We start from the raw sequence: 26,508 nt of genomic DNA on the forward strand, positions 1-26,508 counted from the left end.
CGCCGTGGCCAAGAGGGCGGACTCACCTAGCCCGCTTTAAAAAGCGCGCACCCGACGCGTCATGATCGACAACCTGCTGCTTCGAATGCCGATGGGCCGACGCTTCAATATCGGCGTAGCATGCGCGCTCGCGCCGGTGCTCGTGTTGTCGTACTTTCTGTTGACGCACGAATGGGCCACCTTTCGAAAAGCCGACGACGCATTGCAAAGGTTCCACGCGTTTCAATCCACGCTGATCGCGATGGAGAAGATTTCGGCCGAGCGCGGACCGACGAACGGGGTCCTCGGCGAGGAATCGCCCGCTCCTGCGGCCCGCTCCGTGATGCTGAGGCGCGCGCGCATCGCAAGCGACGAACGGCTTGCACAGCTTTTCGCCGCGCTGAACCCCGAGCGATGTCCCGCATGCGCGAACGACTATGCGATCGCCAAGAAGTTGCAGCGAGATCTTGCCGCGAGCCGCGCGCAAATCGATAAGCTGGCCGCAACACCGCGCGCGCAACGCGGCGATCGTGCGCTACATGACGCCCTCGATCACATGTTCGCGGTCGTGACCGGGTTCGGTCCGATCGCGGTCTCGCAAACGACGATGGTCGCGCGCGGCGACCCGAGCACCTTCCGTTGCCTCGTCATCGCCCGCCTCGCGGCCGACCTTCGCGAACATGCCGGCAGGCTTGGATCGCGCTTCACGAGCGCACTCGCCATGCAACGGCCTTTGACGCTCGACGAAAAAATGATGATCGCGCGCACCCGAGGCCGCATCGATCAGCTACGCGAGTTCATTAATGCGCGCATGTTCGACCATCCGATGCGGAGCACGGAAACGTTTGCCGCCGTCAATACGATCTACTTCGGCGACGGCATGCGATATGTGCAAACGATCGAAACGCTGGCCAGCGAACCGGGCGGCGCGCACATTTCGACCGGTCAATTTGCGGAGCAGTATGTCCCTTTGATGACGCCGATCATCAGCTTTCGCAATACCGTGCTCGATCAGGCGCAAGCGGAATTGCAACTGAACCGCAAGACCACTTTCATCGCGGCGGCGATTACGGCGCTCGGTGAGCTACTGCTGTTAGTCGCATTGATACTGATCATTCTCGGCTTCAAGCGTGGCGTGTTGCGTCCCCTTGTGCAAGCGACCGAAGCGATCCAAGCGATCGCAGCAGGCGATCTTGCCCGCGAGATTCCCGCGTCGTTCGCGCGGCCAGAGATACGCGCCATGTTCGACGCGCTGCGTATTTTGAAGGCGAACAGCGTGGCGCGCGCGCAACTCGAGACCGAACGGGCGCGCCTGATCGAAGAGCTCGAAACCATGGCAGAGACGGACTCGCTCACTCGTCTTTTGAACCGGCGCGCATTCGAAAGCCGCGCACGCAGTTGGTGTCAACAGGCCGAAGCACAATCGTCGCGCATCGCGTTGATCATGCTCGATATCGACTTTTTCAAGCGCGTCAACGACACTTACGGCCATGCCGTCGGCGACGACGCGTTGCGAATGGTGGCGCGGCTGTGCCAGACCCACTGCACGCGCACCGATATCATCGCGCGCATCGGCGGCGAAGAATTCGCGATCATGACGCGCGTGGACAGCATTGAGGCCGCGCACGCGCTTGCCGAACGGATGCGACAAGATATTGCGGCATCGACGGTACACGCCGATTCCGGAGCGCTCTGCCGGATCACAGCGAGCTTCGGCGTCGCGTTCTCGCCCGAGGGTACGCCCGATCTCGCACAGTTGCTCAAAGAAGCCGACCAAATGCTGTACGGGGCAAAGCTGGCGGGGCGCGATCGTGTGATGGCGCGCTTGAGTGCGCCATCGGACAAGTCCGCCGATGCTCAAGCGAGCTTGTAACCGGTTGCCAAGCGCACTCGCTCAATTCGCCGACGCCAGTTCGATCCGCGCGAGCGGCTCACCCACCACTGTCCCGTTAGGTCCCATTTTGTAGACCGATGCGTATTTGAGCCGGCCACCGCCTTCGCTTGCAGGCCGCATGGCGCGCAGCGCTGCGGTGCGATGCCGCTCATGCAGCAACGTTGGCCAGAGTTTGCCGTAGGTGGAATGCGCGTTGAACCGGCTGCCGCTTCGCAACAGCATGCCGATACCGCCCTCGTGTGCGCCGGGGATTTCCGCGAAGCCAGCGAACGATAAATTGATCAAGATATCGGGATTGCCCGCGTCCATTTGCTTCTGTATGAACGCGTCGTTGATGATTGCGCCAGGCGGCGTCGTCAGCGGCATCTGTGCATACTCGCGCAGTCCCACGATGATCGGATTGGCGCAACTCAGCCATGCGGGGCGCCCGTCGTAGAAGATCTCGGCCATGCCCTCATCGTTGATCCCATGACGAACGCCACGCGTTTCGAATTGGCACATGCCCGTCTGCCTGACGATCGAGACGGTACGGTCAACAACCTCGTTCAGATTGTCGGTGCTCATGTCTGTCGCAATCTGATACAAGGTCTGATGCGCCTTGTTGCCGCGCTCGTTGATTAAAAATTCGGATTGATGCGAGAGCGATTGGCTGCACTGGTGTAAGTAAGCATTTGGCGCATCTTCGAACTCCAGGCAGATATTTAGGACTCCGTATCGAAAGCCGAGGTGATCATTGATTCCGCTTTCCTGCGCAATCTCCTCGATCGTCCTGTATTCGGGGCAGGCACCGCGGTCGGGGTACCGCTCCAGGTCATATGCCAGCTGAAATCCCCTGGCCACCCGTGGTGGCACTTCGAATTGTGTAAACAGCGATGGGACTACATCGGAAGCCCGACGTACCTGATGCAATCGGACGTTGAGATGGTAAAGCTGATCAACGATTTCGTCATCAGCAGGCGCCGCTAACGGACGCATTGCGCGACCACCGCTGGCTGTAGTTGCGTCCGGCGTGCGCGGCGCCCCCGCAGCACTTAAGCCGCCAAGCAGCCCTGACGGCCGCGGTTGTTGCTGAGGCGGCGGCAAAGCAGGAACGTTGCCGCCATGCTCAGGCACCGCTTCATGTGAAAGCCCGCGCCGGTCGTCCGGGCGCCCAACGTTGGAAGGCGGAAACATAGTTCCTATGCGGCTCGCGCATTGACAGGTTGTGATGCACATAACCATGCCGCGCCAAAGCCGATCCGTCTTCAAAAACGCGAACTCTGATTCGCTCGAACGAATTCGCAGAGATCCACTACGCGAACGGCGGATCGGTCAAAATCCGCGCTTCAAGGATATCGAACCACAGATCTTGCTCGACGCGACGCTGTTCCCATGCAGGGTCTTGCGCGCGCGCCGCCAGCGCACGCCGGTACGCGCCCCACGCGGCTTCATCGTCGAACGTGACGAAATGCTCGAGCGCGTGGACGTCCACACCGATCGTTCGGACGAACCAGCGCAAGTCCTTGACCATATCGAGCCCTTCGTAAAACCACGTTTGTCGGCACCTTATCCATTCCCAGAACGCGCGTAAATCGCCGCGCGCATGCGCGCTCGGGCGTAGCACATAAACGAGATGCAGCACGATTGCCTCCTCATCGATTCAATGACCGATTAATGACCACTCGTTGCCAAGCCGTGGGCCGAAACGCGCACGCATCGTGCTCGCGAATGCGCCATTGTGGCGCGCCACGGCGTTGCGATCCAATAATCGGCGCTCCGGAAAAGCAACCACGGCGGCGAGCGCATCGATCGTGGCGCCACGACGCGCTTTCGCTTCGAGCGCCGATATCGACAACTGACAGTGCGTGATGCCCGCCGTCGCCGCGTAGTCGAGCGGGGCGTAGTACGACAACACGAAATAGCGGAAATCGTTGTCGGATATTTCGTAGTCCGAACCAAAATATCGACCGTACAACACACGCCCGAACCGATAGTAGATCGCCATTGCCGATATGCCATTCGGCCTCCTGGCGAGCGCGGCTACCGCTTGCCCGGCGACACCCGAGCGCCGTTGCGCGGCGAACATCCGCTTCATCCACGCCTGCCCTTGTGCGTTGCCGTACTTGCCGCGGTTGAGCGCAACCAACCTTGCTGCCTCTTGTTCGAGCGCTTCGTCGAACGGATGCCATTCGAGACGATTGCCGAACCGCTCGAACGCCGCGAGTTCGGCCAACGCCCGCCGCCTTGCAGGTGCGCGCCAGCGCGCGAGTACGGCGCAAAGCCCGCCTGGCGGCACCGCGAGAGACGCTTGCGCCGAATGCAGCAACACGTGTGCGCCCGCATGCGCCGACGCGATTTCCATCGCGTGCGCGAGCGGTACGTACGGGAACACGACGCCCACGCAAGCGCGTTCGCGCGCCAGTTCCAATGCGGCATCGAGCAGGCTTGCATGGACGGCGGGCCGATCGCCTCCTTGCACACTGGGCATTTCGTTGTGTGTGGCGCGGCGCGCACCGAGCCACAGCAACGGATCGGACCACGGCCCAGGCAACTGCGCAAAAAGTGTCGGCGCGTGAAACAGATCCACGTCGCTCGCCGGGTCCCATAACGCGACACCACCCATCAGGCCAGCCGGCCCATCCACCACGAGGTATTCCCCTTCACCGAGTGCGTCGTCCAATGCGCTCAACCAACGGTGCGAGTGAAAAAAACCGGTTTCTCCGACAAGCGCATCCCACTGCTCGCGGTCAACGGCATCGATAGACGAGATCACCCGCACCGCGAGGCGTGGGCATGTATCGCTTTCAGGTAGCGCATCACTCATCGACCGATTCCTGTTCCATTGCAGCAGTACGGTGTCAATTGCTTAGTTCTCCTTAGCTTCGCTTGCGTTAGGTTAGTGGGCGGCCGTGGCTGGCGGGGACCGCACATGCGTAGAGCGCGTTCCACGCGCCAAACATGACTACAGAATTCTGTAGTTGAGCTTGCCAAGCTGCCGCCGTGGCCGAGCAGGCACCACACCAATACGAAACCTCGACATCGAATGCGAAGCTTTTGATGGGCAATGCCGCCGCGCTGTCATTTGCTTTTCACGAACGGACACATGAAACGAAGTGCATTGCATTGGCACGAACGAGTGCAATTCGCATAGCTCAGGTCTCCCGCACAATGCAAACCGTCATCCGGCGATTCGTTCGGACGAAAACGTATCTAACCGCTCAGCTTTCGCTGATGAGGTTGTTCTCGACAGGCTCACACGTGCTGCATCGCAAAACCTCCGCAAACGCCGCAACGGCCGCGCATCAATACCCTGGCAGCAACGCGTCGCATCACAACGCGTTGCATGAGCAGCCTATTGCCAACCGCGCGCAACCGCAGCTTGGGGGGCTCGCGCCACTCCAACAAAGCGACCCCTCGAGCAACGTTGCGGCGCCGGCCAAGCGCATGCGGCGCGGCCCGTTTGGCGCTGGAAGATCCAACCGTCGAGATACCGGCAAGCCCGCTGCAGACGCAGCCCAGTCAACGGCAGCGCAGTCGCCCGATGCCGGCGCCACGCCGCCCGTCGCGAACGCAAGCCCGCGCCTGCCGACGAAAGCGCCGGGTATCAACGCGGCAGAACATGAATCAGCCGAAAAGCCGGCCTCGGCTGACGGACCTGTGCGCGCGGACACAATTCACCCCGCCTTGCGTGAACTGCTCGATCGCTTCGTTCCGGGATGGAAACTGGGCAGCGTGTTCGTTTTCCTCGCTCATCCCGACGACGAATCAATGATGATCAAAATCATCTTGATACTGCTGGCGATGGGCGTTCAAGTGCATGTTGGCTACGTCACGCAGTCGAACGGCGGCACCGCTTATACAAGCGAATCGGGCATTCAACGGCCCACGTTCGCGGCGACCGGAAAGGAAGCTTTGTTCTCGGAGTTGTATGGCAAGCTGCGCATTGCTCAATCGCTTGGCCTTCTCGCCGACATTGCGTTGAATCCGGATCTGCTGAGCGTCGACGTACTCCGCTATCCAGACCGCAGCCCCTATAACGCGCCGGCCGAGCGCAGCGTCCGGTACAGCGAGATCGCCGATTGGAATCGTCCGCACATCGTCGAGTTCATCACCGAGGTCATCGCGAGGGTAAAGCCGGCATCCGTATTGAGCCTCCGAGACGAAGAGGTGGTCCATGCCGCGCATCGGGAAAGTGCGACCTTGCTGCAAACCGCACTTGAGCGGATGCGGGCAAACACGCCACCCGATCAACAACACGCGATTCCGGTTCACCTGTCAGCCATCGAATCGGGCTGGTACGAGCAGCGGCATCTGCGCCCCATCGAAGCCGAGCGTGAAATCACGAGCCACTACACCGACGAAGAACGCGTAATGATTCGCGCGTTCCTGGCCAAGTGGTTTGGTCAGCACCACGACGGGGCATCCTCCGCGCAAGACGAATCATTGCCGGCATGCGAGCAGCCACCGGGCCGCAAGCTGCAGTGGGACGCCGAGGTACTCTTCGAACGACTGGAAGCGGCACCCGGCACCGATGAACGCATCATCCAATTTTTCAACGTATTGTTGAACACACCGTTGCCGTCCGATATAACAGCGGCGCTCGCGGCCAAGGCCGCAAGTTCGGAAGCGCCCGCACGCCTGTCCAATGTCAAGATCCACGAACCGCAGATTCCGCCCCACGCATCGTCAGAGGGACGTCGCGCCGAAGGTGTCGCGCTCCTGCCGGCCACGACGTTTACCGATCACGTCGGCCCGCAGACCGACGCATGGCTCGCGACGTTGCCGCAGCGCGTGCTGCGCGCACGGCGTGGCGAGGGCCCGCAACCCTATCAGATGACCGAGCACGAGCGGGAAGGATTGAACGCATTCAAAGCACCGCCGCGGCATGTCGACGCACACGTCCCGTTGAAAACGCGGCTGCGCACGCTCAAGCCGAACCTGCGATCGAAACACGACCCCGAGCCCTACATCTTGCAACAGGAGTCCCTGAATTGGCGTGAAGCGCCGGCGGAGCATGGGACGGCGCGCATGTCCTTGGCCGCGCGAATGCGTGCGCTAACGCCCAGTGCACGACGCGACGGAGACCGCTTCATCGCCGGACCTAGGCGCGATTCGGTGCTATACGTGCTTTCAACCGATCAGATGCCGGATCAGGTTATCGGCAAAAACGGCGACGATCTGACGCTTGACGCCCATACGCGGCCATTTTCAAGCCTCGACAGTGCGAGAGAACGTGCCGCTCGCCTGATCGCACAAAATCCTGACAGCAACGTTGCGATCTACCGGCTCGACGGCCCGGCACGCGAACTTCACGCAGGTCTGAGGCGCAATCGCCTCGATAAAGCGCTGGTTGGCCGCGCCGCAATGGTGCTCGATGCTCAAGGCACGCTATATCAGACGACCGTTGCCAACACAGCGGCCCGCTACCGCCCAACACCCGGCGAGCCGTACGGCCCACCACCCGTGCATGGCATGCCGAAAAAGCGCATGCGTGCAGCCGCGGCGCTCGCGCTGGGCAAAATCGGCGTGACGGCCACGAGCGCTTACTTCGGACTTCGTTATGGTCTCGAAGTGCCAACTGAAACGGCGATGGAAATCATGCTCGAAGGTGGACGAGCGATGTTTGCCGCACGTGCAGGACTGAATGCGGCAAAGAGCATCACGGGCATTCGCATCGCACAGCTTTCGGATGCGCTCGGCGCGCAACGCGAGGCATACTCGGACCAGGTCGACCTGCTGGGCGGCGGCCAGGCCGCCGAGCGCTTCGATCTCCCGGCGCTCGACACGCTCGAGCGCCGCACGATGGGTCTGCGCGGCATCATGCGCGGCTTCGCGCGACACGATCGCGCCGAGGCTGCGCTACTCGCCGAGACACTGCGCATCAGCCCCGGCGACGTCGACGCGTACCGCCAGCTCGACAGCTTGGTCAACGAGAAGCTTTTCTCGGCGGACACGCCGATCGAACGCGCGCGACGCGTGTTTTGGGGTGCGAGCTATGCGCCGAGCGACATCGCTGCGGCAGGTATCTGGCTTGCGCCGCAAGTCATGCTGAGCGGCCTGGATTCGGTCGAAGGCACGGCGCTGTGGCTCGCGAACCTCGCCACGCTGATGTTCGTGCCGGTGCACTTGAGCGGCAATGGAGGCCAACGGCTCGCACGTTCGCTCGACGTCAGTGCGAAGAAACACCACCTGGACCCGAGCGTACCCGCACCCGGCGACAAGCTGCCCAACTTTCTACCGGGCACCGAACGGCTGCCGCGCTTCGCGCGTGCAGCGCTAGGAGATTTGTTCACCTACTCGCGTCTGCGTCCCGATGACGGAAGAATGTATAAGCGGCCGTTCCACCAGCGCCTGCCCGAATTCCAGATGCTCGGCGCGACAATCGCATCGGCACCGTTCGCAGCGGCCAATGCGCTAGCTGCCTGGCATTCTATCATGACTGGCGACGTGGGGGCAGCCGCGATGCAAGCAGGTATGGTCGCAGCCGACGCGACGTTTTTGCGCGGCTTTTGGCATGCCTACGAAGATACATCTGGCGCGAATCGCGGCCGCGGTCCGTTCGTGCGTCGCGGGTTCGTTCCAGCGATTCGCCCGCCGTTGCGGGGGGCAGAGACGAAGCCCGACGACATCACGCAACCGCACCTCGTCAACCATGGTGTACTTCGGCGCATCGATCCGAACATCGTCATCGCGGCAGGCATGAGCACGCAAGTGGCACTTCAATTCATGCTGGCAATCTGACCTGTTCAATGTGTGACGTTAATCACCACGCTGAAAATCGAAAAACGGATCGTCTATCGCCACCAATGCCGTGGGCGTGCCGCGCTGCACGATACGCCCCTCGTTCATCACGAGCACCTCGTCGACGAGCTCGGTCAGTGCGGAAAGCCGGTGCGTAATCAGCAAGACGCTGCGCCCTTGCATCAAACGCATGATCGCTTCCAGCAGCGCGTGTTCGGTGATTGCGTCGAGCCCTTCCGTCGGCTCATCGAGCAGCAGAATCGGCGCATCGAGCAACAGCGCGCGGGCAATGGCCAGACGTCGCGCCTGTCCACCGGACAAGCCAATGCCCGCCTCCCCGATTTCGGTGTCGTAGCCGTGCGGCAAGCCATCGATAAAATCGTGTAACTGCGCATGGCGGCATGCTGTCTCGATCACTGCCTGATCGGCGTCCGGCCGCGCGATCAACAGATTGTCGCGAATCGTCGCATTGAACAGATAGGTGTCTTGCGAAACCACCGCGATGCGCGCACGGATGGCCTCACCCGCACAGGCGCGCAACTCCGCGCCGCCGAGACGAATGCTGCCCCGCTGATAGTCCCAAAAGCGCAGCAACACATTTGCAAGGCTGCTCTTGCCCGCACCGCTTGCACCGATCACGGCAATGCTCGCGCTCGCATGCAAATCGAATGACACATCTTGCAGCGCCCATCGCGCGTCGTCGCGATAGCGCATCGAAACATGCCGCAACGAGAGCGAATTACCGGAAGCAACGAGCGGCGCCGCAGGATCGACCACTGCCGGCGCCGCATCGACAAGCGTAAAAATGCGGCGCGCCGCAGCAAGGCTTTCGCCCAACATCTGCATTGCAAGCGGCAGCGGCAGCACCGCCTCGAAGCTTGCCAGCACCAGTAGCGCCAGCATCGCGACGTCAGCCGGCGACAGAGTGGCGATGCCGACACGCGGAATCGAAACGATCAACGTTGCCCACACCGCAAGCGACGCCAATGCGAGCAACGTCGCCTGAGCAACCCCGCTTAACCGGCTTACTGCCGACTGCGTCTCTATCAGTTCGCGGCTGACTGAGTCGATACGTGTTGCATAGGACTCCTTAGCATCGTAGACATGCAGCTCGGCGAGGCCCTGCATGCTATCGACGATCGTCTCGCGCATGCGGGCACGCAACGCGACACCGGCGCGCGTCGGTGCATTCGCGCGTGCCAGCAACCATGCCGGCAATGCGAGACCGGCTGCAAGCAGGAACACAAGCAGCACCGCCGCGGCGGGCACACTGAACGCGGCGGTTGCGACGACGATGACCAGCGCCCCCACCAAACCAACGACGACAGGCACGAAAACGCGCAAATAAACATGATTGAGACTGTCGATGTCGGCCTGAATACGGCCGAGCAGATCGGCGCTGCGCGAGTCAACCAGTCCTGCGGGTGCAAGCGGTTCGATGCTGGTGTAAAACGCGACGCGCAATTGCGCGAGCAGACGCAGCGTAGCTTCGTGCGTGACGAGGCGCTCGACATAACGCCCCAACGTACGCACGATCGCGCAGGCGCGGATCGTCGCCGCAGGCGTGAAGTAATCGAACGCAGCGCGTGTGACGCCGGCAAGCGCCATCGACGCGATAAACCAGCCAGCAATCGCCATCAACGCGACGTTCGCGAGCAAAGTCGCGAGCGAGACGCCGGCACCTAGCGCCATCCACCGCCAATATGGGCGAAAGAGCGCTAACAGGCGAATCAGATCAGCATACGCCTGGCGCACTGCCGGGTTTGAACGAGGCAACAGCGTGCGTAGCGGCTTCATACGGTACTCGATCGCAACGAAGATGCATCGACTACATCAGCCACATGTTCATGTGTACGAACTAGACGCCGATAGAGCCCATCGCGCGCCATCAGCGTATCGTGCGTGCCGCTTTCAACAGCCCGTCCGCGTTGGAGCACGACGATATGATCGGCAAGCCGAGCCGTGGCCGGCCGGTGTGCGACGACAAGCACCGTCCGGCCCACGGCAAGCCGACGCAACACCGCATGAACGCGTGCCTGATTCATTGCGTCGAGATGCGCCGTCGGTTCATCGAGCAAGACAACGGGGGCGTCCTTCAAAAACGCGCGCGCAAGCGCTAGCCGTTGAATCTGTCCCCCCGACAGGCCCACACCGCGCTCGCCGACCGGCGTGTGGTAGCTGCCCGGCAGCCTAGCGATAAATTCATGCGCACCGGCCAATTCGGCAGCTTCGCGAACTTGATCGAGTGTGGCATCGGGTCGCGCCAAACGCAGATTGTCCAGTATCGTGCCGACGAACAGATGCGCGCGTTGCGGCACCCACGCTACGTTGGCAAGCCAGCTCCGCTCATCGATCGAAGCAAGCGCCTGATCGCCGACAGAAATCGTGCCGCCCTGCTCGGCCGCAAAACCAAGCAGCAAGTTCAGCACCGTGCTCTTGCCTGCTCCACTCGGCCCGACGAGCGCCGTCACAGTGCCTGCGCGCGCCGTAAAACTCAGCGCGTCGAGCGCGACGCGGCCGGCTTCATAGCTGAACGCGACGCGATCGAAGCGAATGTCGTAGGCCCCGCGCTCGCTTAGCATCACCGTCGGCGTCGTGCGCGGCGGCAGCGGCGTAGCGAGAATTTCGGCAATGCGTTCGGCCGCACCGATTGCCTCCATACGCGCGTGATAATGCGCGCCGAGCGTGCGTAGCGGCAAATAAAATTCAGGCGCCAGCAGCAACACGAAGAAGGCCGGCTGAAATTGCATCTTTGCATACAGCAGATTGAAACCGATCAGCACCGCTACGATCGCAATGCTGATCGTCGACAGAAACTCGAGCGCAACCGACGATAAAAACGCGATGCGCAGCACCTGCATCGTGCTTTGCCGATAAGCGTCCGATATCTGCGCGACCATGTGTGCCTCGCGTCGGCTCGCATTAAACAGCTTGAGCGTCGTCAGACCCGCTAGCGCATCGAGAAAGCGCGCGCTCAGCCGTGCGAGCCCCTGCCATTGGCGTTGATTCGCCTCGAGCGCATCCTTGCCGAGCAAGATCATGAAAACAGGAATGAGCGGGGCCGTCAGCACGAGCACGAGCGCCGATATCCAATCGACCGGAAACACGACGACGAGAATCGCGAACGGCAAAAGTGCACTCAGCGCACGATTAGGCAGCCACCGTGAGTAATAGCCCTCTAGCGCGTCCACCCCTGCGACAAGATGACTCGATAGCGCACCGCTCGACTCGCGCTGAAGCCACGCTGGGCCGAGCGCCTGAACCTTGCGCACGAGCTCCGCTCGCAGCATCGTGCGAACGGCAGCGGCACCGATGAACGCGTAATGCTCCGACGCGCGCACCAGCACGGCGCGCAGCGCAATCAGCGGCAACATTGCCGCAAGTGCGGGCGCAACGCCCGCGAGTGTCGCGCCTTTCATTACCACGGCGTCGATGATCCACGCGAGCAGCGCAGCCTGAACAATGGTCGCCACACCGCCGAGCAAGCCGATTGCCACCGCCATCCTGAGCGGCGAGCGAATGGTGCTCGCGCGTTTCGAAAGCCATGCGTCGAGCGTCTTCTTGAGTTGCGGATCGGGATTCATGCTTGATACGACCGACGAAACACCAAATATCAAATGTCGAAAGGAAGATTCACACCTTAACAGCCGAGACCGTATTTAAGCCCTGCTTTTAGGGGTCTTGCGACGGTATGCCGCAAAGGAAACGCATCGCACTTCACTAAAATTCAGGATCGGCGCAACGCTGTTCATGCAGGCATTAAAGAAATTTGCTTTGACTGGAGTCACCAAATGATTAGCGATACCGTGGTCGAGTTGTCGCGGCTTCAATTTGCCGCCACCGCGCTCTACCACTTTCTCTTCGTCCCGCTGACATTGGGGCTGTCATTCCTGCTGGCCGTGATGGAAACGGTCTACGTCATCACCGGCAAAACAATCTATCGCGATATCACGCAATTCTGGGGCAAGCTCTTTTTGATCAACTTTGCGCTCGGCGTCGCGACCGGGCTCACGATGGAATTCGAGTTCGGCACAAATTGGTCGTTCTATTCAGGGTTTGTCGGCGACATCTTCGGTGCGCCGCTGGCCATCGAGGGCTTGATGGCGTTCTTCATGGAATCGACATTCGTTGGCCTGATGGCGTTCGGCTGGGGCCGACTCTCCAAAACCAAGCATCTGCTTGTCACCTATCTCGTGGCACTCGGCTCGAACCTGTCGGCGCTGTGGATTCTCGTTGCCAACGGGTTCATGCAAAACCCGCAGGGCGCGGCGTTCAACCCCGTCACGATGCGCATGGAATTAACCAGCCTCGGTGCGCTGATCTTTAGCGACGATGCGCAAACGAAGTTCGTTCATACGAGCATCGCGGGCTATGTGACGGCCGCCGTGTTCGTCACCGGCATCAGCGCCTACTACATGTTGCGCGGCCGTCATATGGAGCTTGCCAAGCGCTCGTTTCGAATGGCGAGCCTGTTCGGCGTGTTATCGGTGGCCGGCGTCATTACGCTCGGCGATGCGCTCGGCTTCGTCGGCGGACACGCGCAGCCGTCCAAGCTTGCCGCCATGGAGGCGATGTGGCAAACCGAGCGGGCCCCCGCGCCGTTCAACCTTGCCACATGGCCGATTCAAAGCGAACATCGCAATGCATGGAGTATTCAGATCCCGTACGTGCTGACGCCGCTGCTCACGCATACGCTCGATACGACCGTGCCGGGCGTCGACCAAATCGAAGCCGATGCGCTCAAACGAATCCGCAACGGCATTCCAGCCGTTGCTGCGCTGAAGATATTGAGTGCCGAGCCGACGAACGCGTCTGCACTCGCGCAGTTCGAAGCCCATCGGGCCGATCTCGGCTACGGCTTCCTCGTCAAGCGCTACGCGGCCGATCAGGACGTCGAAAAGGCAACCGAAGCCGATATCGTTAAGGCGTCGAAGGATACGATCCCGAACGTTTTTCTGATGTTCTGGGTATTTCGAGTGATGGTGGCATGCGGCTTGTTGATGCTCGCCTACTTCGTGATTTCGGTCATTCTCTCGCTGCGTGGCGATGTGCATCTTCGGCGCAGGTTCCTGAGATTCGCACCGTGGATGATTCCGGTGCCGTTCATCGCGTGCGAGACGGGCTGGATCACGGCGGAGGTCGGCCGCCAGCCTTGGTCGGTGTTCGGCGTGTTGCCGACCTGGATGTCCGCGTCGACCCACAGCGTCGCGTATATGGTGTTTTCGCTCGCCGGGTTCGTCGTGCTCTATTCGCTGTTCATTGCCGTCGAAATTTTTCTGATGGTCAAGTTCATCCGCAAAGGGCCGGACGAGAGTCACGGCGGCGATACGCCGATGCATGAAAAGCCGGCACCTGTGTTGGCGGGCGATCTTGCGGTGGCCGCGCTGACGATGCGCAAGGAACGGTGAAATGGAACTCTATCTTGTATTCAAAGTGCTCTGGTGGATATTGCTTGGCGTCTTGCTGATGGGTCTTGCCATTATGGTCGGAATGGACATGGGCGTTGGCGCGTTGCTGCGCTTCGTGGGCCGCACCGATACCGAGCGCCGTGTGGCGCTCAATACAATTGCGCCGCACTGGGACGGCAATCAAGTTTGGTTCGTCCTGGGCGGCGGCGCAATTTTCGCGGCGTTCCCACTGCTTTATGCCACTGCGTTTTCGGGGCTGTACATCGTCATGCTGCTGCTCTTATGGACGATGATCTTGCGGCCGCTCGGTTTCGAATATCGCAGCAAGGTGGCCTCGTCTGCATGGCGGGGCGCGTGGGACTGGGCACTCGTCATCAGCGGTGCCGTGCCGATGATCATCTACGGCGCGGGCATCGGTAACTTGCTGCTCGGCGTGCCGTTTCATTTCGAATGGGACTTGCGCTCGTATTACACCGGCAGCTTCCTGAGCCTGTTCAATCCATTCGCGCTGTTGTGCGGCTTGCTGGCACTTTCGCTTGCAATTTATATGGGCGGCGTAATGCTGATGGGCCGCGTCGAGTCCGGGCCGCTGCAACAGCGCGCGCGCCGGGCCGCCACCGTCGGCGTGCTGGTTGCGGTCGCGCTGTTTACGGTCGGTGGTCTATGTGTCAGCCATCTGCCTGGCTATCGTCTGTTGTCTGCGCCGGCGCCGGGCCTTGCTCAAACGCCGTTACAGCAGGTAGTGACGCTCGGTGAAGGCGCGTGGTTCGACAACTATCGCGCGTGGCCTGCATTGTGGCTGGTGCCCGCGCTCGGTTACGTCGGCATGGTGCTCGGCTGTGTCGCCGTGCGAGCGCGCTGCTCGACGGTGGCTTGGTGGCTCGGGGCGCTCGCCTGGATCGGCGTGATCGGTACGGCTGGCGTCAGTCTCTTTCCGTTCCTGATGCCGTCGTCGAGCCATCCTTCGCACAGCCTGACTTTATGGAATTCGACGTCGAGCCGCGCGACGCTGATCTGGATGACGGGCTGGACGGCCATCTTTATGCCCGCCATTGTCGCCTACACGAGTTGGGCGTTTTATGTGATGCGCGGTACGGTGAAAGCTAAGCGGGTTGAATCCGATCCGCATGCTTATTGAATGATGGATTGACGGTTGATTAGTTGGTGGAGCGAGCAATGAAGACGTTTTTGCATTTCGTAATGTTGCTGATTGCTGCTATGGTGGCGATCGTCATTGGTGTTGTCATTGGCAACTATGGCGCCTGGTATTTTTCCTGGGTGATCGGCACGATCATGATCGTTCTCTTCGCGGCCGCGGGCGGTGTGCTGCTCGATACACAGGAGCGCGAAGTAGCCGCAAAGGGGCGCTGAGCGCGAGGTATGCGGGGGCTAAGCGCGGCGCCGCGCCAGCAGCCTATTGGCGACCCAGACGAGAAGCGCGGCTATTACTAAAGCAGCGAGCAGACTAGCGACCATGTAGACGTCATCGATTTGTTCATCGCCGTACGCACCGAACCATGCGGCAAAGCGGATCAATGCGTCCGTCGCCGATGGCCCAAATGGAATAGCGCCGAGAATGCGCGCGATGCCGAGCGCAATAACGACTGTCGCTATGCCATTAACCGCGATACGTGAAAGGCGTTTCATCGAACATCCACCGTGCCGTATGCGCGCATCGCTGTTCCGGGAACTGAAATCGTTGAAGCTGATTTGAAACGATCGTGCAACATGTTGAACTGGCGTGGATCGACAAGCGCAATACAACCATCGCTCAGCCGGCGCGGCCCGATGGGATGAAGCCTGAAGTTGCCCCGACGTATGCCATTTATGCTCGTCCAGTCATCAATCACGCCATCGTTACGGTACAACGCGAACCAGGTAGTCCGGTCGGTGCCATAGAGATGCTTAAGTGCGAAATCACGAATGCTGCCCATCAGCCCCCCCGATTCGCGATCGACGACGTAATACCTACCGGGTGGGAGTGGACCAACGTCGGGCTTATCCACAGCGGCTGGATTGTCGCGCCCCGTCCCGTTGCCGGAAAAAGCAGTGAACGTACCGACGCCCAAACAGGAAAGCGTTGAGAATCGGTCGTTATTCAATATGAATTGGCACGAAATCGGCATCGCTTGCACACTGTAGGAGGTCGCAGCACGCAAGATATAACAAACATCGGAGGGATTCGCAACGCCCCCCTTCGGCCTTAGAACTGGGCTGCGGGAAGCGGGCCTGGTTCGACGGCGTATCGGGCATCGAGATCCCCGGTGCCGTCAACCAGCTTGACCGGGCGCCCGCGCCACTTCCAGGCCGGCATGGCCCGCTCGTGCAGTTGACGTCCTATCTCGCGCGTCAACTCCCGCACCATCGTCAGCGGCAGCCTCTGGCGAGCGCGGCAGTAGCCTCCTGTACGCACACTCATGGGCCGCAGCCCGTCGGCAGCTCGCTGCGCGGCCCACCCGTTGACCGCCTTCTGACAGGAGGCGTCCTCTTCCGGCGCCTGGCGCATGAACATCGACAGCGTCACCGTCGGCGGATACAGCCGTTCCCGATGTGCTGGCAAATGCGCTTCCGTTATGTCCAACAGCCCAGGGCTCGTCGTATGTTGAAGTAGTCAACCGCCTGGGCTCTGCGCTCCCGGCTTTGAACGCTGTTTCGTGTTTGCCTGTGATGACTTCGTGCATTACGATTCATGGGGGCTGTTCTTTGGAAAGAGACGGGTGTTTGCCTGGTAACAACCATCCTATCAATCCCTGGATCAGCCTCTCCGTTTCTCTTCAAGTAATTACCCGCGTCTTCTCCTCCATGCTGGCTTAAGTAAGTGCCATTCCCCCTAGAAAGCGGTCGAACGGCATCTGCAAAAAATTATCGCTCTCGCTTCTTCGCTACCGCAGCTCGAAGGTCTTTCTCGCTGACAGCACCAAGCTTATCGCGCATAGTCTTCAGAGTCGTATTTGGCCCGAAGCCTTCGATGGGCTTCGGCAGATTCTTGTTCATCGTATTGCCGTGCTTCTGGTCAATCTTTCCGTCCTTGTCGCGATGGCGACCATCGAGTCCGGGCTGCTTCATGTTTGCTCTCCAGTTGATTCTGACATGGGAACTGCAGGACGACCCAATTTCCCCCGCAAATGCTCAGGTAGTGAGGCAACTGCAGGCGACACAAAACGTTTTTGAGACTGTCAACACGATGAGGAGACTTACCCTTTCGAACGGACCGACGAAGCATCGGTTTTCCAAAATTGACCGCTAGAACCTACTCGTTCCCGCTTGGACCAGCGCCTAGCAATCGACGCATGCCTACGAATACTCGTTTGGTGAAACGTCATGACTTTGTCGAGCTCCTTTACTGTTGAGCAACCTTACCGGTCGCGGCTATCGCTGCAAGCGCAACATTCTGGTCGGCATACCACCGGATAAGGCATTCGCGCTCATGGCATTGCTGCTCGCGGTAATTCCATTGAACCCGAGTCCGCTCTTTGAATGCTACTGGGTCATCTGCAACGGCCTTGGCCTTGGCGTAGATTGCAGCCAATTGAACGTCATCTAAGGCCAGTTCAGCGTCGCTACAAATGATGTGCTCTGCGTCGGAATGAGCCTTCGAACAATCAAAGCTGGTCTGCTGAAATGAAGCCGTTTGAGCCGAAGGCGCGGCGTCTGTACCTGCAGCCTCCTGCGCCCAGCTTGATAGTGGTGTCGCACCGACGGGCAAGTCAGACCACTGGAATATCTTTATCGAGGCGTTCCCCGAAGGGTTTGAGGTTTGCTTGACGAGCATCACGCCTTTGCCGGATGTTGCATTGACGGCAAACGCGGCTTGCTCCGTACTGCACTCATGTTCTTTGCACCCTTGCGCGACCAGATAACCGTCTTGCATCTGAATCCCGGAAGAGTTGACCATAGCAAGCCGCTCCGAGATTTTTTTCCAGTCCGCTCGCGAGACGCCGTTGAAAGCAGAATGGAATCGTTTGTCATTCACGACATCAGACGGGTACTTACCCGCTAGCCAGCTAAAGTCCGGAACCGGATGAACTGTATTCAGTGTCGTGGCAGTAGCCGCAGCCGGCACAGCGCCATTCGAACCGACTGCGGTTGTGTCGGATTGAAGCGTCGCCTGTGCACCATTGCCATTCGACGCGGCGTGGTGAGGATAGATGATGATGGTGTAGATGACCGCCGCCGCAGTGACCGTTGCGGATGCCGCCGCCTTGAGGGCAACATAGTCATTACTCGAACGGATGGTTGGACGCGGCGTGACCTCCACAGTTAGTTTGGACTGAAACCACTCGTTCGCCTCCTTGATGGCTTGGGACGAAACGGCCTTCTTACGCATGAAACTGAAGGTCTTGTATCCACCGTAGGCGAGCGCGAATCCAGTTAAAGCCAGCCCCACGGGCACGCTAAGCACAGCCATGAGGAAACAACCCAACAGCGCAGCAAACAGAGGACCAACAAATCCAGGAACACTCGGCCAAGCCCGCACCTTAGCCATTAGAGCGCTCGCGGCTGTCTGCAGCTCACCGCGGGGTCCTTGCGCCGAAGCACACTTGTGCTCCATCTCGTAGACCGCCAGCATCGCCTTTTCTTTTTCTGCGAGCGAGACCGTACCGATATCTACGGCTAACTTGATAGCTTTCGTTGTGAGCGCCAGGTCGTGCGCGAGCGTATTGAGAAACGGTTGAAACGCTTCGAGCTTGACCGCTTCGCTGATGTCATCATCTTCGACATAAACACCATGGGAGATAAAATACTGTCGTAGGGCATTCGTTGTGCGTGACTGCACCTTGTAGACGAAGTCCTGCGTTGCCTGCTCTCTCTTTGATAGGTTCTCAGTATTCATATGTTCAGTACCGGTGCTCTCAGACGTGCCGTGACTGTCCCGACGGATCGAGTCCCTGCCCTTCAAATTGTTCGTATATCTGATTCCGGTCCCCCGAATGCTTGTGGTGATGTGGCCACGGGTGTTGTACGTGAAGCCCTTTCCACCAATGGATGTGCTGATTCCGCTCTTGCTGAGATTTATTCGGATACCGGGCGCAATTTTTATGCTTTTCCTGAAGCTCAAACCCATGCTGTCCTCCCAATACCTTCGCCAGCGAACTAATGTCGCCTGTACGGCAAGGAAAAATGTTGCCAGTTGTGCAGACGGCCGACGCCTGTCGTGCCGACCGTCGCACTGTTTCAGTCTTTGCTGTCAACTTTCCGAAAAGCGGTCTTCGTCGCATCCGACCAAGCCATTTCAAGACGCGTTCTGCTGCCTGCGTTGAGTTTGCGAAGACCCACTTCACGGGCCATCGCCGGCACCCCAGACGCTTCGTCATGCCCTGCCTGCATCATGGCGAACGCGAGTGCTCGGAGTTCGGCAAGAGAGATTTCATCGACTGACCGTGCAGTGCCATCAATGGGCCGCCGGAATTGAATCTGCATATCAGCAGATTCACCTTTAGCTCGGAAAAACGTACCCACATCCTCTGGGTCACCGCTGAAGTGTTCCGACGCCAGCCGTACGACCCGGTCCTGGATTTTTGCGCCTGTCCGAACCCAGCCATGCGCCCGCGCAATACGACGCGCCAGCACTTCGTCCCGAACCGGTCCTTCCACACGTACGACGTGCTCAATCAATCGAAGAAGTGTTGGGTTATAGACGACGTCGAAGAACGAATTGGCATCGACCGCGTATCCCTCAACCGTCAAATCGACCTCCGTAAAGCGTCCCTCCACTTGGTCGCTAGAATGAGCAACGGCGGCGTTCCGAGCGTAGGTAACGGGAAGCGTGGTAGTGTCCGCCACCACTTTCACCTCGCTCGACGGGTCGGTTGTCGTATCTACCGACTGGCCCAACTGCTCATCCGGCATCGCCATTACGTCCGCGATAGCCTGCTCCGCAAGGTCTGTCGCCTCCCGCTCCGTCTGCGCTCGCTTCGCCCGCCGTTCGGCGAGCAACTCCTCAAGCTGACGGTGAATGTTCTCGACGGTCCCGTGCATGTCAATCCACCAATCGGTTGACCAGATGCGCAGGATGTCCCAACCGAGGCCGCGCAAGACCTGCTCACGCAACTTGTCGCGGTCGCGGGCTGTTGCAGAACGATGATAGGTCGCGCCATCACATTCAACGCCGGCAAGGTAACGTCCAGGTGCGTCCGGGTCGACTACACCGAGGTCAATGCGGAAAGCCGACACACCGACCTGCGGATGCAAAGTCCAGCCTCTCTCGGCGAGCGCGTTCGATGCGGCTTTTTCAAACGGGCTCTCGAAGTCTCCGACGCTACCTGTAACCGCCTCGCCAAGCGCGCGTGCGCCGCGGTCCGCAAACTCCAGGAAGTGCTTCAAGTCACGCACTCCAAGCGCCTGAGTTCTCGCCAAGTCCATCTGCTCTGGACGGAAGCTACCGAAGACTCGAAGCTCCTGCCTCGCACGGGTAATGGCAACATTCAGACGACGCTCCCCACCCTGCTGGTTCATCGGGCCGAAATTCATCGGCATGGTGCCGTCAACCCCCGGGCCATAGGTGGTTGAAAAATACATGATGTCCCGCTCATCACCCTGCACGCTCTCCAGGTTCTTTACAAACACGGGTTCAAGCTGCGTTTCCAGGAAAAAGTGCTCAATGGATGGGTCTTTACGGCGTTCTTCGTCGAGCAAGTCTTCGATGAGGGATTGCTGTTCAGAGTTGAACGTCACCACGCCAATGGTCAACCCACTTTCGCGGAAGCCGGGCGTTTTCATTTTGCCGACCAGGTCGGCTACCAGCGCTTTCGCTTCTGGCTTATTTGTTCGCGCCCCACCGCGCTCGTATTGGCCATTCGCAACGTGATTAAAGCTGACGGCACGGTCGTTCGTGACAGGACTTGGGAACGTCACCAGGTCCCCGTCGTAGTAGCGATGATTCGAAAATGCAATCAGGCTTTCATGGCGGCTACGATAGTGCCACGATAGCTTCATCGTCGGCAGGTTCGCGCCGATACACTCCTCTAGAATGCTCTCGAGCTCAGTCTCAACATCAGTGTCATCAATGTCCGATTCCGCGCGGTCAAAGAAACTTGTCGGTGGCAACTGTTTCGGGTCACCAACCATGATGACCTGTTTCGCACGCGCCATTGCGCCAATGGCGTCCCACACTGGAATCTGTGATGCCTCGTCGAAGATGACGACATCAAAGTTCTCCGTCTCGGCCGGCAGATATTGTGCAATCGACAGCGGGCTCATCAGAAGGCACGGCGTCAGGCGCATCACGGCGCTCGAAGCTTGAGACATCAACTTGCGAAGAGGCAGATGGCGATTCTTTTTTTGCATTTCGTATCGCAGCAGGCCCCATTCAGAGCCTCGTGAGACACGGTCAGGCGAGGGGTGCCCGGCCGAAAGCTGCGCGCGCACCCAGGCTTGTGTCAAGCCGATGAACCGTTCGTCAAGCTCCCGGAAATCTCGAATGCGTTTCTCGTGCTCTGCGGAAACAAAGGTGCGCAACACGTCGTCCACATCGACAACTGCATTCAACCACCAGCGACAGTAGTCGGTCTCGAACGCTTCTTTTACGCGTCCGAGCCGAATTGCGCCCTGCTCAACGCCAACGACGACGGGAGCAAGCCCCAACGCAAGAGCCGCCGCGCGGGTCTTGCGCCACGCACACCAGGCATTCAACCGATTCGAGCTAGCCAGGACGTCGCTTGCACGTGCGGCCAGTGCGGCGGGGAGAAGTGCACCCAGAGTCGCGACATCAGAGCTCGGCAAGCCGCTCGCGACCGTGAATTGCGTCACTGCCTGATTAAATGCCTGTAGTGCCTCGGCATACATACGCCCGGAACCCGCAATCGCGCCCGTCGGCTCAAGCAAAACATTGCTATCGCCCAGCAGCAAAGCAATCGGGCCCTTTACTGCCGCCAGCGCCTCAGGCGAATTTGCCATCAATGCGAGCGCGCCCGACAGCGCCTCGAAGAAATCAAGCGCTGGTTCGATTGCCTCCAGTTTTGTCTGCAAACCGTTCCAGAGTCCGCCGGTCTTCGCGGGGAGGTCGTCGAATTCCTTTAGACGACCACAAAGCGCAACCAGTTCGCGCATCTTCTTGAGGTCCGCCGACGCGACGGCTCCCGCGCTGCCACGCTCGATAACGCTGAAACCCCCGTCCTGCCAATAGCTGCCAGCCACTGCTGCTGCCAGCGCACCCTGAAAGACGACGTATGTCTTCGCGACAGCCAAATCCGTTTTATATCCAACCCATACGGCGTCTGTCTCTTCTTCGAGTCCGGAAAGGCGATTGATAACCTGGTCAATCTGACGAAGTTCTCTGATGCGCGCGAGGTCTTCACGCGCCGTCTCGCCACACTGCCCCCGGCTAACCGGGTCAAGTCCAACATCTTCCCAAACCGCCCGTTCGCGAGCCTGTTCGAGGGCGGTTTGGAAACCAAGGAAAGCCCGCGCGACATCAAGCTCCGTCTTCAATCCCAGCCACGCGTTCGATGTCGGCAACGATAGGTCGTCGAGCGCTTTGATTTCCTCCTGAAGTGATTCAATCTGCTTGAGACGTTCGATGTCACCGCCAATGTCTGGCTCGCCTCCGTCGGTCGACAGCTCCACGAGCTTCTTCGAAAGCGAGCGGCGGCGCATCATGCTCATCGGCCAAAACGAATCTTGCAGCGCCCGCCAATCGAGCTGGAGTTGCTGAACCGTTGCCGTCGAAATACCGTGCTTGTATTTGAGCGACAGTTGGTTAACCAGGTTCTGGCGCTTTCGCAGCAGCTCAATGCCAGCGGAAAGCCGAGACCTTAGCGGTTCGTTCCATGGTTGGGAAAGCTGCGAATGAAGTTCGTGATAACGAGTGAGCTGAACGATACCTTGTCGCACATCCTCCAAGACCTGGTTGCCCCGCGGCGCTGAAAGCAAAGCGTGCAGCTCGCGGTGTCGTTCGACTAATGGTTTCGCGGCGCGCAGGTTATCTGCAATTGTTTTTGCATCCGGACGCAGAACGAACTGCCAATCGTGCCCAGACGCAGACGGCAAAGTCGCAGCCAGGAGACGCAGGCCTTCCCTAACACGCGTGTCGGAAACAGATGACGGCAGACCGACGGCCGCACGCAGTTGCTCAGTTGTCGCTTCAAAACGGGCTACCACTGGGCCAATAGCGCGGGCCGAATCGAGCAACGCGGCTTGCCACAGCGGCGACCATTCGGTTTGAACCACGTGGGCGAGCGGGCTGGACGTCAGTTGCCCTTCTCCGATCACTTTCGCGTGAACATCCAGAAGCTCGGCCGTCTCGCGCAGCGTTCGCATAGCGACTGAACCGTGAACCCGAGCGGACGGCCATGACAGCTGCAGGACGGGCAAGTCATGCCCGGCGACAACGCGGCCGATTGCCTCATATACGCTGAGCCCGTTCGGGTATCTCAAATGCAGACGTTCAACATACCCATTCAACTGATTGCGCAATCCCTCCAGTCGAGCGGCTTCTGCATGCCATTCATCGGGTTCCATGGCCGCAGCGGAATCCCACGAAGTATGTAGCTGCTCGAGCACTTCCGTCTTACGTGCCTTGCTGGAATGCAATTCGAGGCAGAAGTTGCCGAGACCAACATCGGCGAGGCGCCGGTACACGACATCAAGCGCCGCCATCTTCTCTGAGACGAATAGCACACGCTTTCTTTCCGCCAGACACTGCGCAATCAGATTCGAGATGGTTTGGCTCTTCCCGGTTCCCGGAGGCCCAATTAAGACGAAGTCTTTTCCTTTGCTTCCCGCCACGACCGCGGAAAGCTGCGACGAATCGGCAGGCAACGGGCAGAAGGTGTTCTTCACCGGCAGTTCTGCGTCGAGCCTTCTGGCGTCAGGAAACTCGATCGTGCTCTCGTAGGAATCGCGCGGCGTTTCAATGAGGTGCCGTACGACCACGTTCTGTTTGAGCTGCTCGGTTCGCTCGGTCAAGTCCTTCCACATCAAATACTTCGCGAACGAGAACGTCGCGAGAACGACTTCTTCGACTACCTCCCAACCCTTGATGTCCTTGACTGCACTCGATACGGCTTTCCAGATTCCCGCGACATCCAAGCCCGAATCATCCTTCGGCAGCTCGGTGTCCTGGATACCCAGCTCTAGTTCAAAATCCTGGCGAAGCATTTCAATCAGCGTCGGATTGAAGCGCGGTTCGTCATCGTGCAAAGTCAGGCTGAACCCTGAGCGCGCGCTTCGCCGCTCAAGCGACACAGGAACAAGAATGAGTGGCGCGCGATACTTCTTGTCGTCCTTCGCTTCACGTGTCCAGGAAAGAAAGCCCAGCGCCAGATACAAGGTGTTGGAACCACCCTCCTGCAAGTTTGTGCGTGAGGTCCGAAAGAGCTCGACCAGACGAGTATCCATCTCGTCTTGCGAGAGCCCGACGAAAACTTCTTTTCGCTTCAATGCGTCAATCGCATGGGAACGACGAATGTTTTCGCGCTCCCGAGCTTCATGGATTGGCTGGCTACGTGGGTCGTTGCCGTCCATCAGGTCGGGACGCGTGAGCAGCTTGATGGCGTGCCCCGCTGCCAGAATATCTTCCAGTTGGCCGGGGTCTGGCGCTTCTAGCTTCAGAGATTTCTTGCCGGCCTTGAAACTGAGCAGATTATTGCGAAGTGACAGGTCAAGCAGCTTCCGTTGCCAACGAGTCAGCCGGTCCTCCGGGCGCTCGACAGCCTTGTCTTCCAAGGAGCGTTCCAGTTCTTCTGGCAGTTCCGGAGCGACCTCGAACCCTCTTTCGAGATTGACTTCTTCCGTCCCGACAGTCCCACGTTCAATCGCCTGCTCGCTGGCAAGCGGCTTGATACGCTGCATTCGCGCGCGGCGGATGTCGATAGCCAAATGGAATTTTCGCCCCGTCTCTTCGGAAATCTGCCCCTCGCCGTTCGCAATAGCAAAGCTGAATGCCGGATGGGGGCGATGCGTGAGCATCGTCGACTCAAACAGCACCATCTCCTTCAATTTCACGCGTTTCCGGAGCGCCGTAACATCGTCGATAACGGACGTCGAGAATTCTTCGGGTTTCAGCCAGACGCCTGGGAATGCGTGTCCATCCGTGAAAATGAGCACAGCGTTGAGACCGGCCTGTTCGAGCGCGGCACACACAAACAAAGCGAGGTCGAGACAGGTCCCAAGGCCTGAGTCGGCTATCTGGCTGGGGCTACGCACCTTCTGGCCAGAGTGTTCGAAGCTTGCCGGCGGCACCGCATAGTCAATGCCCATCGAGCCGATGGCATTCCAGATAGCGGATGCCAATTCCCAAGCTCGCTTTGCACCTTCGTGATACCCGTTGATAGCGCCTGACTTGCCTGCTTTGTGAAGGACGTCCGCGGCCTTCTTCAAGACCCGCTCCACCGCCTGTTCGTTCGGCTGAACGAATGCCGCGACCATATCGGGGAGAGCCGATAGGCCGCCCCACTGGTTACGTGGCAATAATTCGACGGTTGTCTCAAACGAAGCAAGCTCGACAGGACTTTCCGACCCCGCGGTCAGCTTGAAAGTGATGTGTGCCTTTTCCGACTCGGTCAGCCGGCCGAGAAGCGCTCCATCCAGCGAGAGGTCGAGGTCGCTGATACGCACACCTTTTCCAGGAGCGACATGGTCAAAGTGCCATGTCTTCGGCTTGAAAAATGACGGCTCGGAGGACGCGGTAAGCCTCAACTCCTTGATGTCATCGGTGGTCTCGTTGGCAAGCGAGAGTTCGTGGACAACCGGAATGGCATTCTGGAAATCGGCCAGATTTATTTTGCCAGCGAGCGTGGCTCTAATCTGCACGCAACGTGGCTCCTCCGGCGTTTCTGCCGGCTCAACAATAGTCTCATCCATCTGGCCCCCAAAGCTTTCCGCTTGTACGTCTTCTCTCAATTTGATTATGCCGTCGCCCCGTCGCGCCCCATATGCCGAACAGACATACAGAATATGGGCTTTTTATGGAATCGAGTAACACTCCTCCGGCGGGATGCGCGCCCCATAGCATAATCTCATGTGGGTGGAGACACTAGCTATGGCGTATACCGAAAAAACCCCGTTTGCTCATCCACATGACAGTCGGTAAAACGAATCGGTTCAGTTAGACGAGCTCAGAAATACGGAATAGAAGCAAAACGCAAACGATTGCGAAGCGCTGAAAAGGTATTCCTCAACGTATTCGGGACATACTCCAAGCTGCTCGTCGGTGTTCATAGAAGGTCGCTCCCTGGCATCCAGCACGGCATATGAGGCGATGCCGGCTGAGCCGCTCGGGCGCTCAACTGGGACTGGTCGTGGATGCCACACAGATGCATGCTGAGGGAGACTGCATTCGCTCGTTCGGATAGCGGCATTTGGCCTATTGTGCCGGTCGGCGCATTGCAGAAACCTCCATGCGTCGCCGCGACTCACAATCGTCACGCGGCGTTAACTCCGTGACACCTCCGTCTGTGATTCGGTCGGCGCTAAATCCCAAATGCCGCAAGCCGCAAACCGCAAACCGCAAACCGCAAACCGCAAACCGCAAACCGCAAACCGCAAACCGCAAACCGCAAACCGCAA

At 59.4% G+C, this 26,508-nt stretch carries 15 protein-coding genes and 1 pseudogene; 5 read left to right on the forward strand and 11 right to left on the reverse strand.

Annotation, left to right across the window (positions count from 1 at the left end):
• The first annotated feature begins 61 nt into the window (after positions 1-61).
• A complete protein-coding gene (locus tag ACSQ20_RS11720) occupies positions 62-1,852 on the forward strand; it encodes a GGDEF domain-containing protein (protein ID WP_436020079.1) in 1,791 nt (596 codons plus the stop codon).
• Between the two features lie 21 nt (positions 1,853-1,873).
• On the opposite strand, the gene ACSQ20_RS11725 is transcribed toward ACSQ20_RS11720, so the two are convergent.
• The 3 genes from ACSQ20_RS11725 to ACSQ20_RS11735 form a co-directional block, all read right to left on the reverse strand.
• The gene (locus ACSQ20_RS11725; protein WP_436020081.1) at positions 1,874-2,437 is read right to left on the reverse strand and encodes a hypothetical protein; all 564 of its coding nucleotides are present in this window, start codon (positions 2,435-2,437) and stop codon (positions 1,874-1,876) included.
• Positions 2,438-3,164: 727 nt separating this feature from the next.
• On the reverse strand, positions 3,165-3,494 hold the full coding sequence (locus tag ACSQ20_RS11730) for a hypothetical protein (protein ID WP_436020083.1): 330 nt from the start codon (positions 3,492-3,494) through the stop codon (positions 3,165-3,167).
• An 18-nt stretch (positions 3,495-3,512) separates the two neighbouring features.
• Positions 3,513-4,676 carry a peptidogalycan biosysnthesis protein gene (locus ACSQ20_RS11735; RefSeq protein ID WP_436020085.1) on the reverse strand — a complete coding sequence of 388 codons (1,164 nt, stop codon included), beginning with the start codon at positions 4,674-4,676 and terminating at the stop codon, positions 3,513-3,515.
• Between the two features lie 434 nt (positions 4,677-5,110).
• Between ACSQ20_RS11735 and ACSQ20_RS11740 the strand changes: the two genes are divergently transcribed.
• The gene (locus tag ACSQ20_RS11740) at positions 5,111-8,593 is read left to right on the forward strand and encodes a PIG-L family deacetylase (RefSeq protein ID WP_436020087.1); all 3,483 of its coding nucleotides are present in this window, start codon (positions 5,111-5,113) and stop codon (positions 8,591-8,593) included.
• Between the two features lie 18 nt (positions 8,594-8,611).
• On the opposite strand, the gene cydC is transcribed toward ACSQ20_RS11740, so the two are convergent.
• Complete coding sequence (cydC, locus tag ACSQ20_RS11745; protein ID WP_436020089.1) at positions 8,612-10,390, reverse strand: thiol reductant ABC exporter subunit CydC; 1,779 nt, start codon at positions 10,388-10,390, stop codon at positions 8,612-8,614.
• A complete protein-coding gene (cydD, locus tag ACSQ20_RS11750; RefSeq protein WP_436020091.1) occupies positions 10,387-12,177 on the reverse strand; it encodes a thiol reductant ABC exporter subunit CydD in 1,791 nt (596 codons plus the stop codon). The genes cydC and cydD overlap by 4 nt, the downstream gene beginning before the upstream one ends.
• Positions 12,178-12,384: 207 nt before the next feature.
• Here cydD and ACSQ20_RS11755 point away from each other — a divergent pair, with 207 nt between their 5' ends.
• Genes ACSQ20_RS11755 through ACSQ20_RS11765 form a run of 3 tightly spaced genes read left to right on the forward strand, consistent with a single transcriptional unit; the run spans position 12,385 to position 15,372 of the window.
• Positions 12,385-14,001: a cytochrome ubiquinol oxidase subunit I gene (locus tag ACSQ20_RS11755; RefSeq protein WP_436020093.1), complete on the forward strand. Its 1,617-nt coding sequence runs from the start codon at positions 12,385-12,387 to the stop codon at positions 13,999-14,001.
• A gap of 1 nt (position 14,002) precedes the next feature.
• A complete protein-coding gene (gene cydB / locus ACSQ20_RS11760) occupies positions 14,003-15,139 on the forward strand; it encodes a cytochrome d ubiquinol oxidase subunit II (RefSeq protein ID WP_436020095.1) in 1,137 nt (378 codons plus the stop codon).
• A 38-nt stretch (positions 15,140-15,177) separates the two neighbouring features.
• Positions 15,178-15,372: a hypothetical protein gene (locus ACSQ20_RS11765; protein WP_436020097.1), complete on the forward strand. Its 195-nt coding sequence runs from the start codon at positions 15,178-15,180 to the stop codon at positions 15,370-15,372.
• 18 nt (positions 15,373-15,390) lie between these two features.
• Here ACSQ20_RS11765 and ACSQ20_RS11770 read toward each other — a convergent pair whose 3' ends face one another.
• From ACSQ20_RS11770 to ACSQ20_RS11795, 6 genes and pseudogenes are all read right to left on the reverse strand, one after another.
• Entirely contained in the window at positions 15,391-15,648 is a 258-nt protein-coding gene (locus tag ACSQ20_RS11770) for a non-ribosomal peptide synthetase (RefSeq protein ID WP_436020099.1), read from the reverse strand.
• Positions 15,645-16,127: a DUF2778 domain-containing protein gene (locus ACSQ20_RS11775; protein ID WP_436020101.1), complete on the reverse strand. Its 483-nt coding sequence runs from the start codon at positions 16,125-16,127 to the stop codon at positions 15,645-15,647. The genes ACSQ20_RS11770 and ACSQ20_RS11775 overlap by 4 nt, the downstream gene beginning before the upstream one ends.
• Before the next feature lie 67 nt (positions 16,128-16,194).
• Positions 16,195-16,692 (reverse strand): annotated as a pseudogene (locus ACSQ20_RS11780) (IS4 family transposase); the annotation flags it as partial.
• Between the two features lie 171 nt (positions 16,693-16,863).
• A complete protein-coding gene (locus ACSQ20_RS11785) occupies positions 16,864-17,067 on the reverse strand; it encodes a hypothetical protein (protein ID WP_436020103.1) in 204 nt (67 codons plus the stop codon).
• Between the two features lie 274 nt (positions 17,068-17,341).
• Positions 17,342-19,066: a DUF4236 domain-containing protein gene (locus tag ACSQ20_RS11790; RefSeq protein WP_436020105.1), complete on the reverse strand. Its 1,725-nt coding sequence runs from the start codon at positions 19,064-19,066 to the stop codon at positions 17,342-17,344.
• A gap of 110 nt (positions 19,067-19,176) precedes the next feature.
• A complete protein-coding gene (locus tag ACSQ20_RS11795; protein ID WP_436020107.1) occupies positions 19,177-25,803 on the reverse strand; it encodes a DUF3320 domain-containing protein in 6,627 nt (2,208 codons plus the stop codon).
• Positions 25,804-26,508: the final 705 nt, after the last annotated feature.

Origin of the sequence: Trinickia sp. LjRoot230, assembly GCF_964253315.1 — a bacterium.
GTDB lineage: Bacteria > Pseudomonadota > Gammaproteobacteria > Burkholderiales > Burkholderiaceae > Trinickia.

Excerpts from the sequence above, each read along its gene's own strand:
- ACSQ20_RS11795 (WP_436020107.1), bottom strand. The coding sequence starts at position 25,803 with ATGGATGAGACTATTGTTGAGCCGGCAGAAACGCCGGAGGAGCCACGT.
- ACSQ20_RS11720 (WP_436020079.1), top strand. The coding sequence starts at position 62 with ATGATCGACAACCTGCTGCTTCGAATGCCGATGGGCCGACGCTTCAAT.
- ACSQ20_RS11725 (WP_436020081.1), bottom strand. The coding sequence starts at position 2,437 with ATGAGCACCGACAATCTGAACGAGGTTGTTGACCGTACCGTCTCGATC.
- ACSQ20_RS11775 (WP_436020101.1), bottom strand. The coding sequence starts at position 16,127 with ATGCCGATTTCGTGCCAATTCATATTGAATAACGACCGATTCTCAACG.
- ACSQ20_RS11765 (WP_436020097.1), top strand. The coding sequence starts at position 15,178 with ATGAAGACGTTTTTGCATTTCGTAATGTTGCTGATTGCTGCTATGGTG.
- ACSQ20_RS11785 (WP_436020103.1), bottom strand. The coding sequence starts at position 17,067 with ATGAAGCAGCCCGGACTCGATGGTCGCCATCGCGACAAGGACGGAAAG.
- ACSQ20_RS11790 (WP_436020105.1), bottom strand. The coding sequence starts at position 19,066 with ATGGGTTTGAGCTTCAGGAAAAGCATAAAAATTGCGCCCGGTATCCGA.
- cydC (WP_436020089.1), bottom strand. The coding sequence starts at position 10,390 with ATGAAGCCGCTACGCACGCTGTTGCCTCGTTCAAACCCGGCAGTGCGC.
- cydD (WP_436020091.1), bottom strand. The coding sequence starts at position 12,177 with ATGAATCCCGATCCGCAACTCAAGAAGACGCTCGACGCATGGCTTTCG.
- ACSQ20_RS11770 (WP_436020099.1), bottom strand. The coding sequence starts at position 15,648 with ATGAAACGCCTTTCACGTATCGCGGTTAATGGCATAGCGACAGTCGTT.
- ACSQ20_RS11735 (WP_436020085.1), bottom strand. The coding sequence starts at position 4,676 with ATGAGTGATGCGCTACCTGAAAGCGATACATGCCCACGCCTCGCGGTG.
- cydB (WP_436020095.1), top strand. The coding sequence starts at position 14,003 with ATGGAACTCTATCTTGTATTCAAAGTGCTCTGGTGGATATTGCTTGGC.
- ACSQ20_RS11755 (WP_436020093.1), top strand. The coding sequence starts at position 12,385 with ATGATTAGCGATACCGTGGTCGAGTTGTCGCGGCTTCAATTTGCCGCC.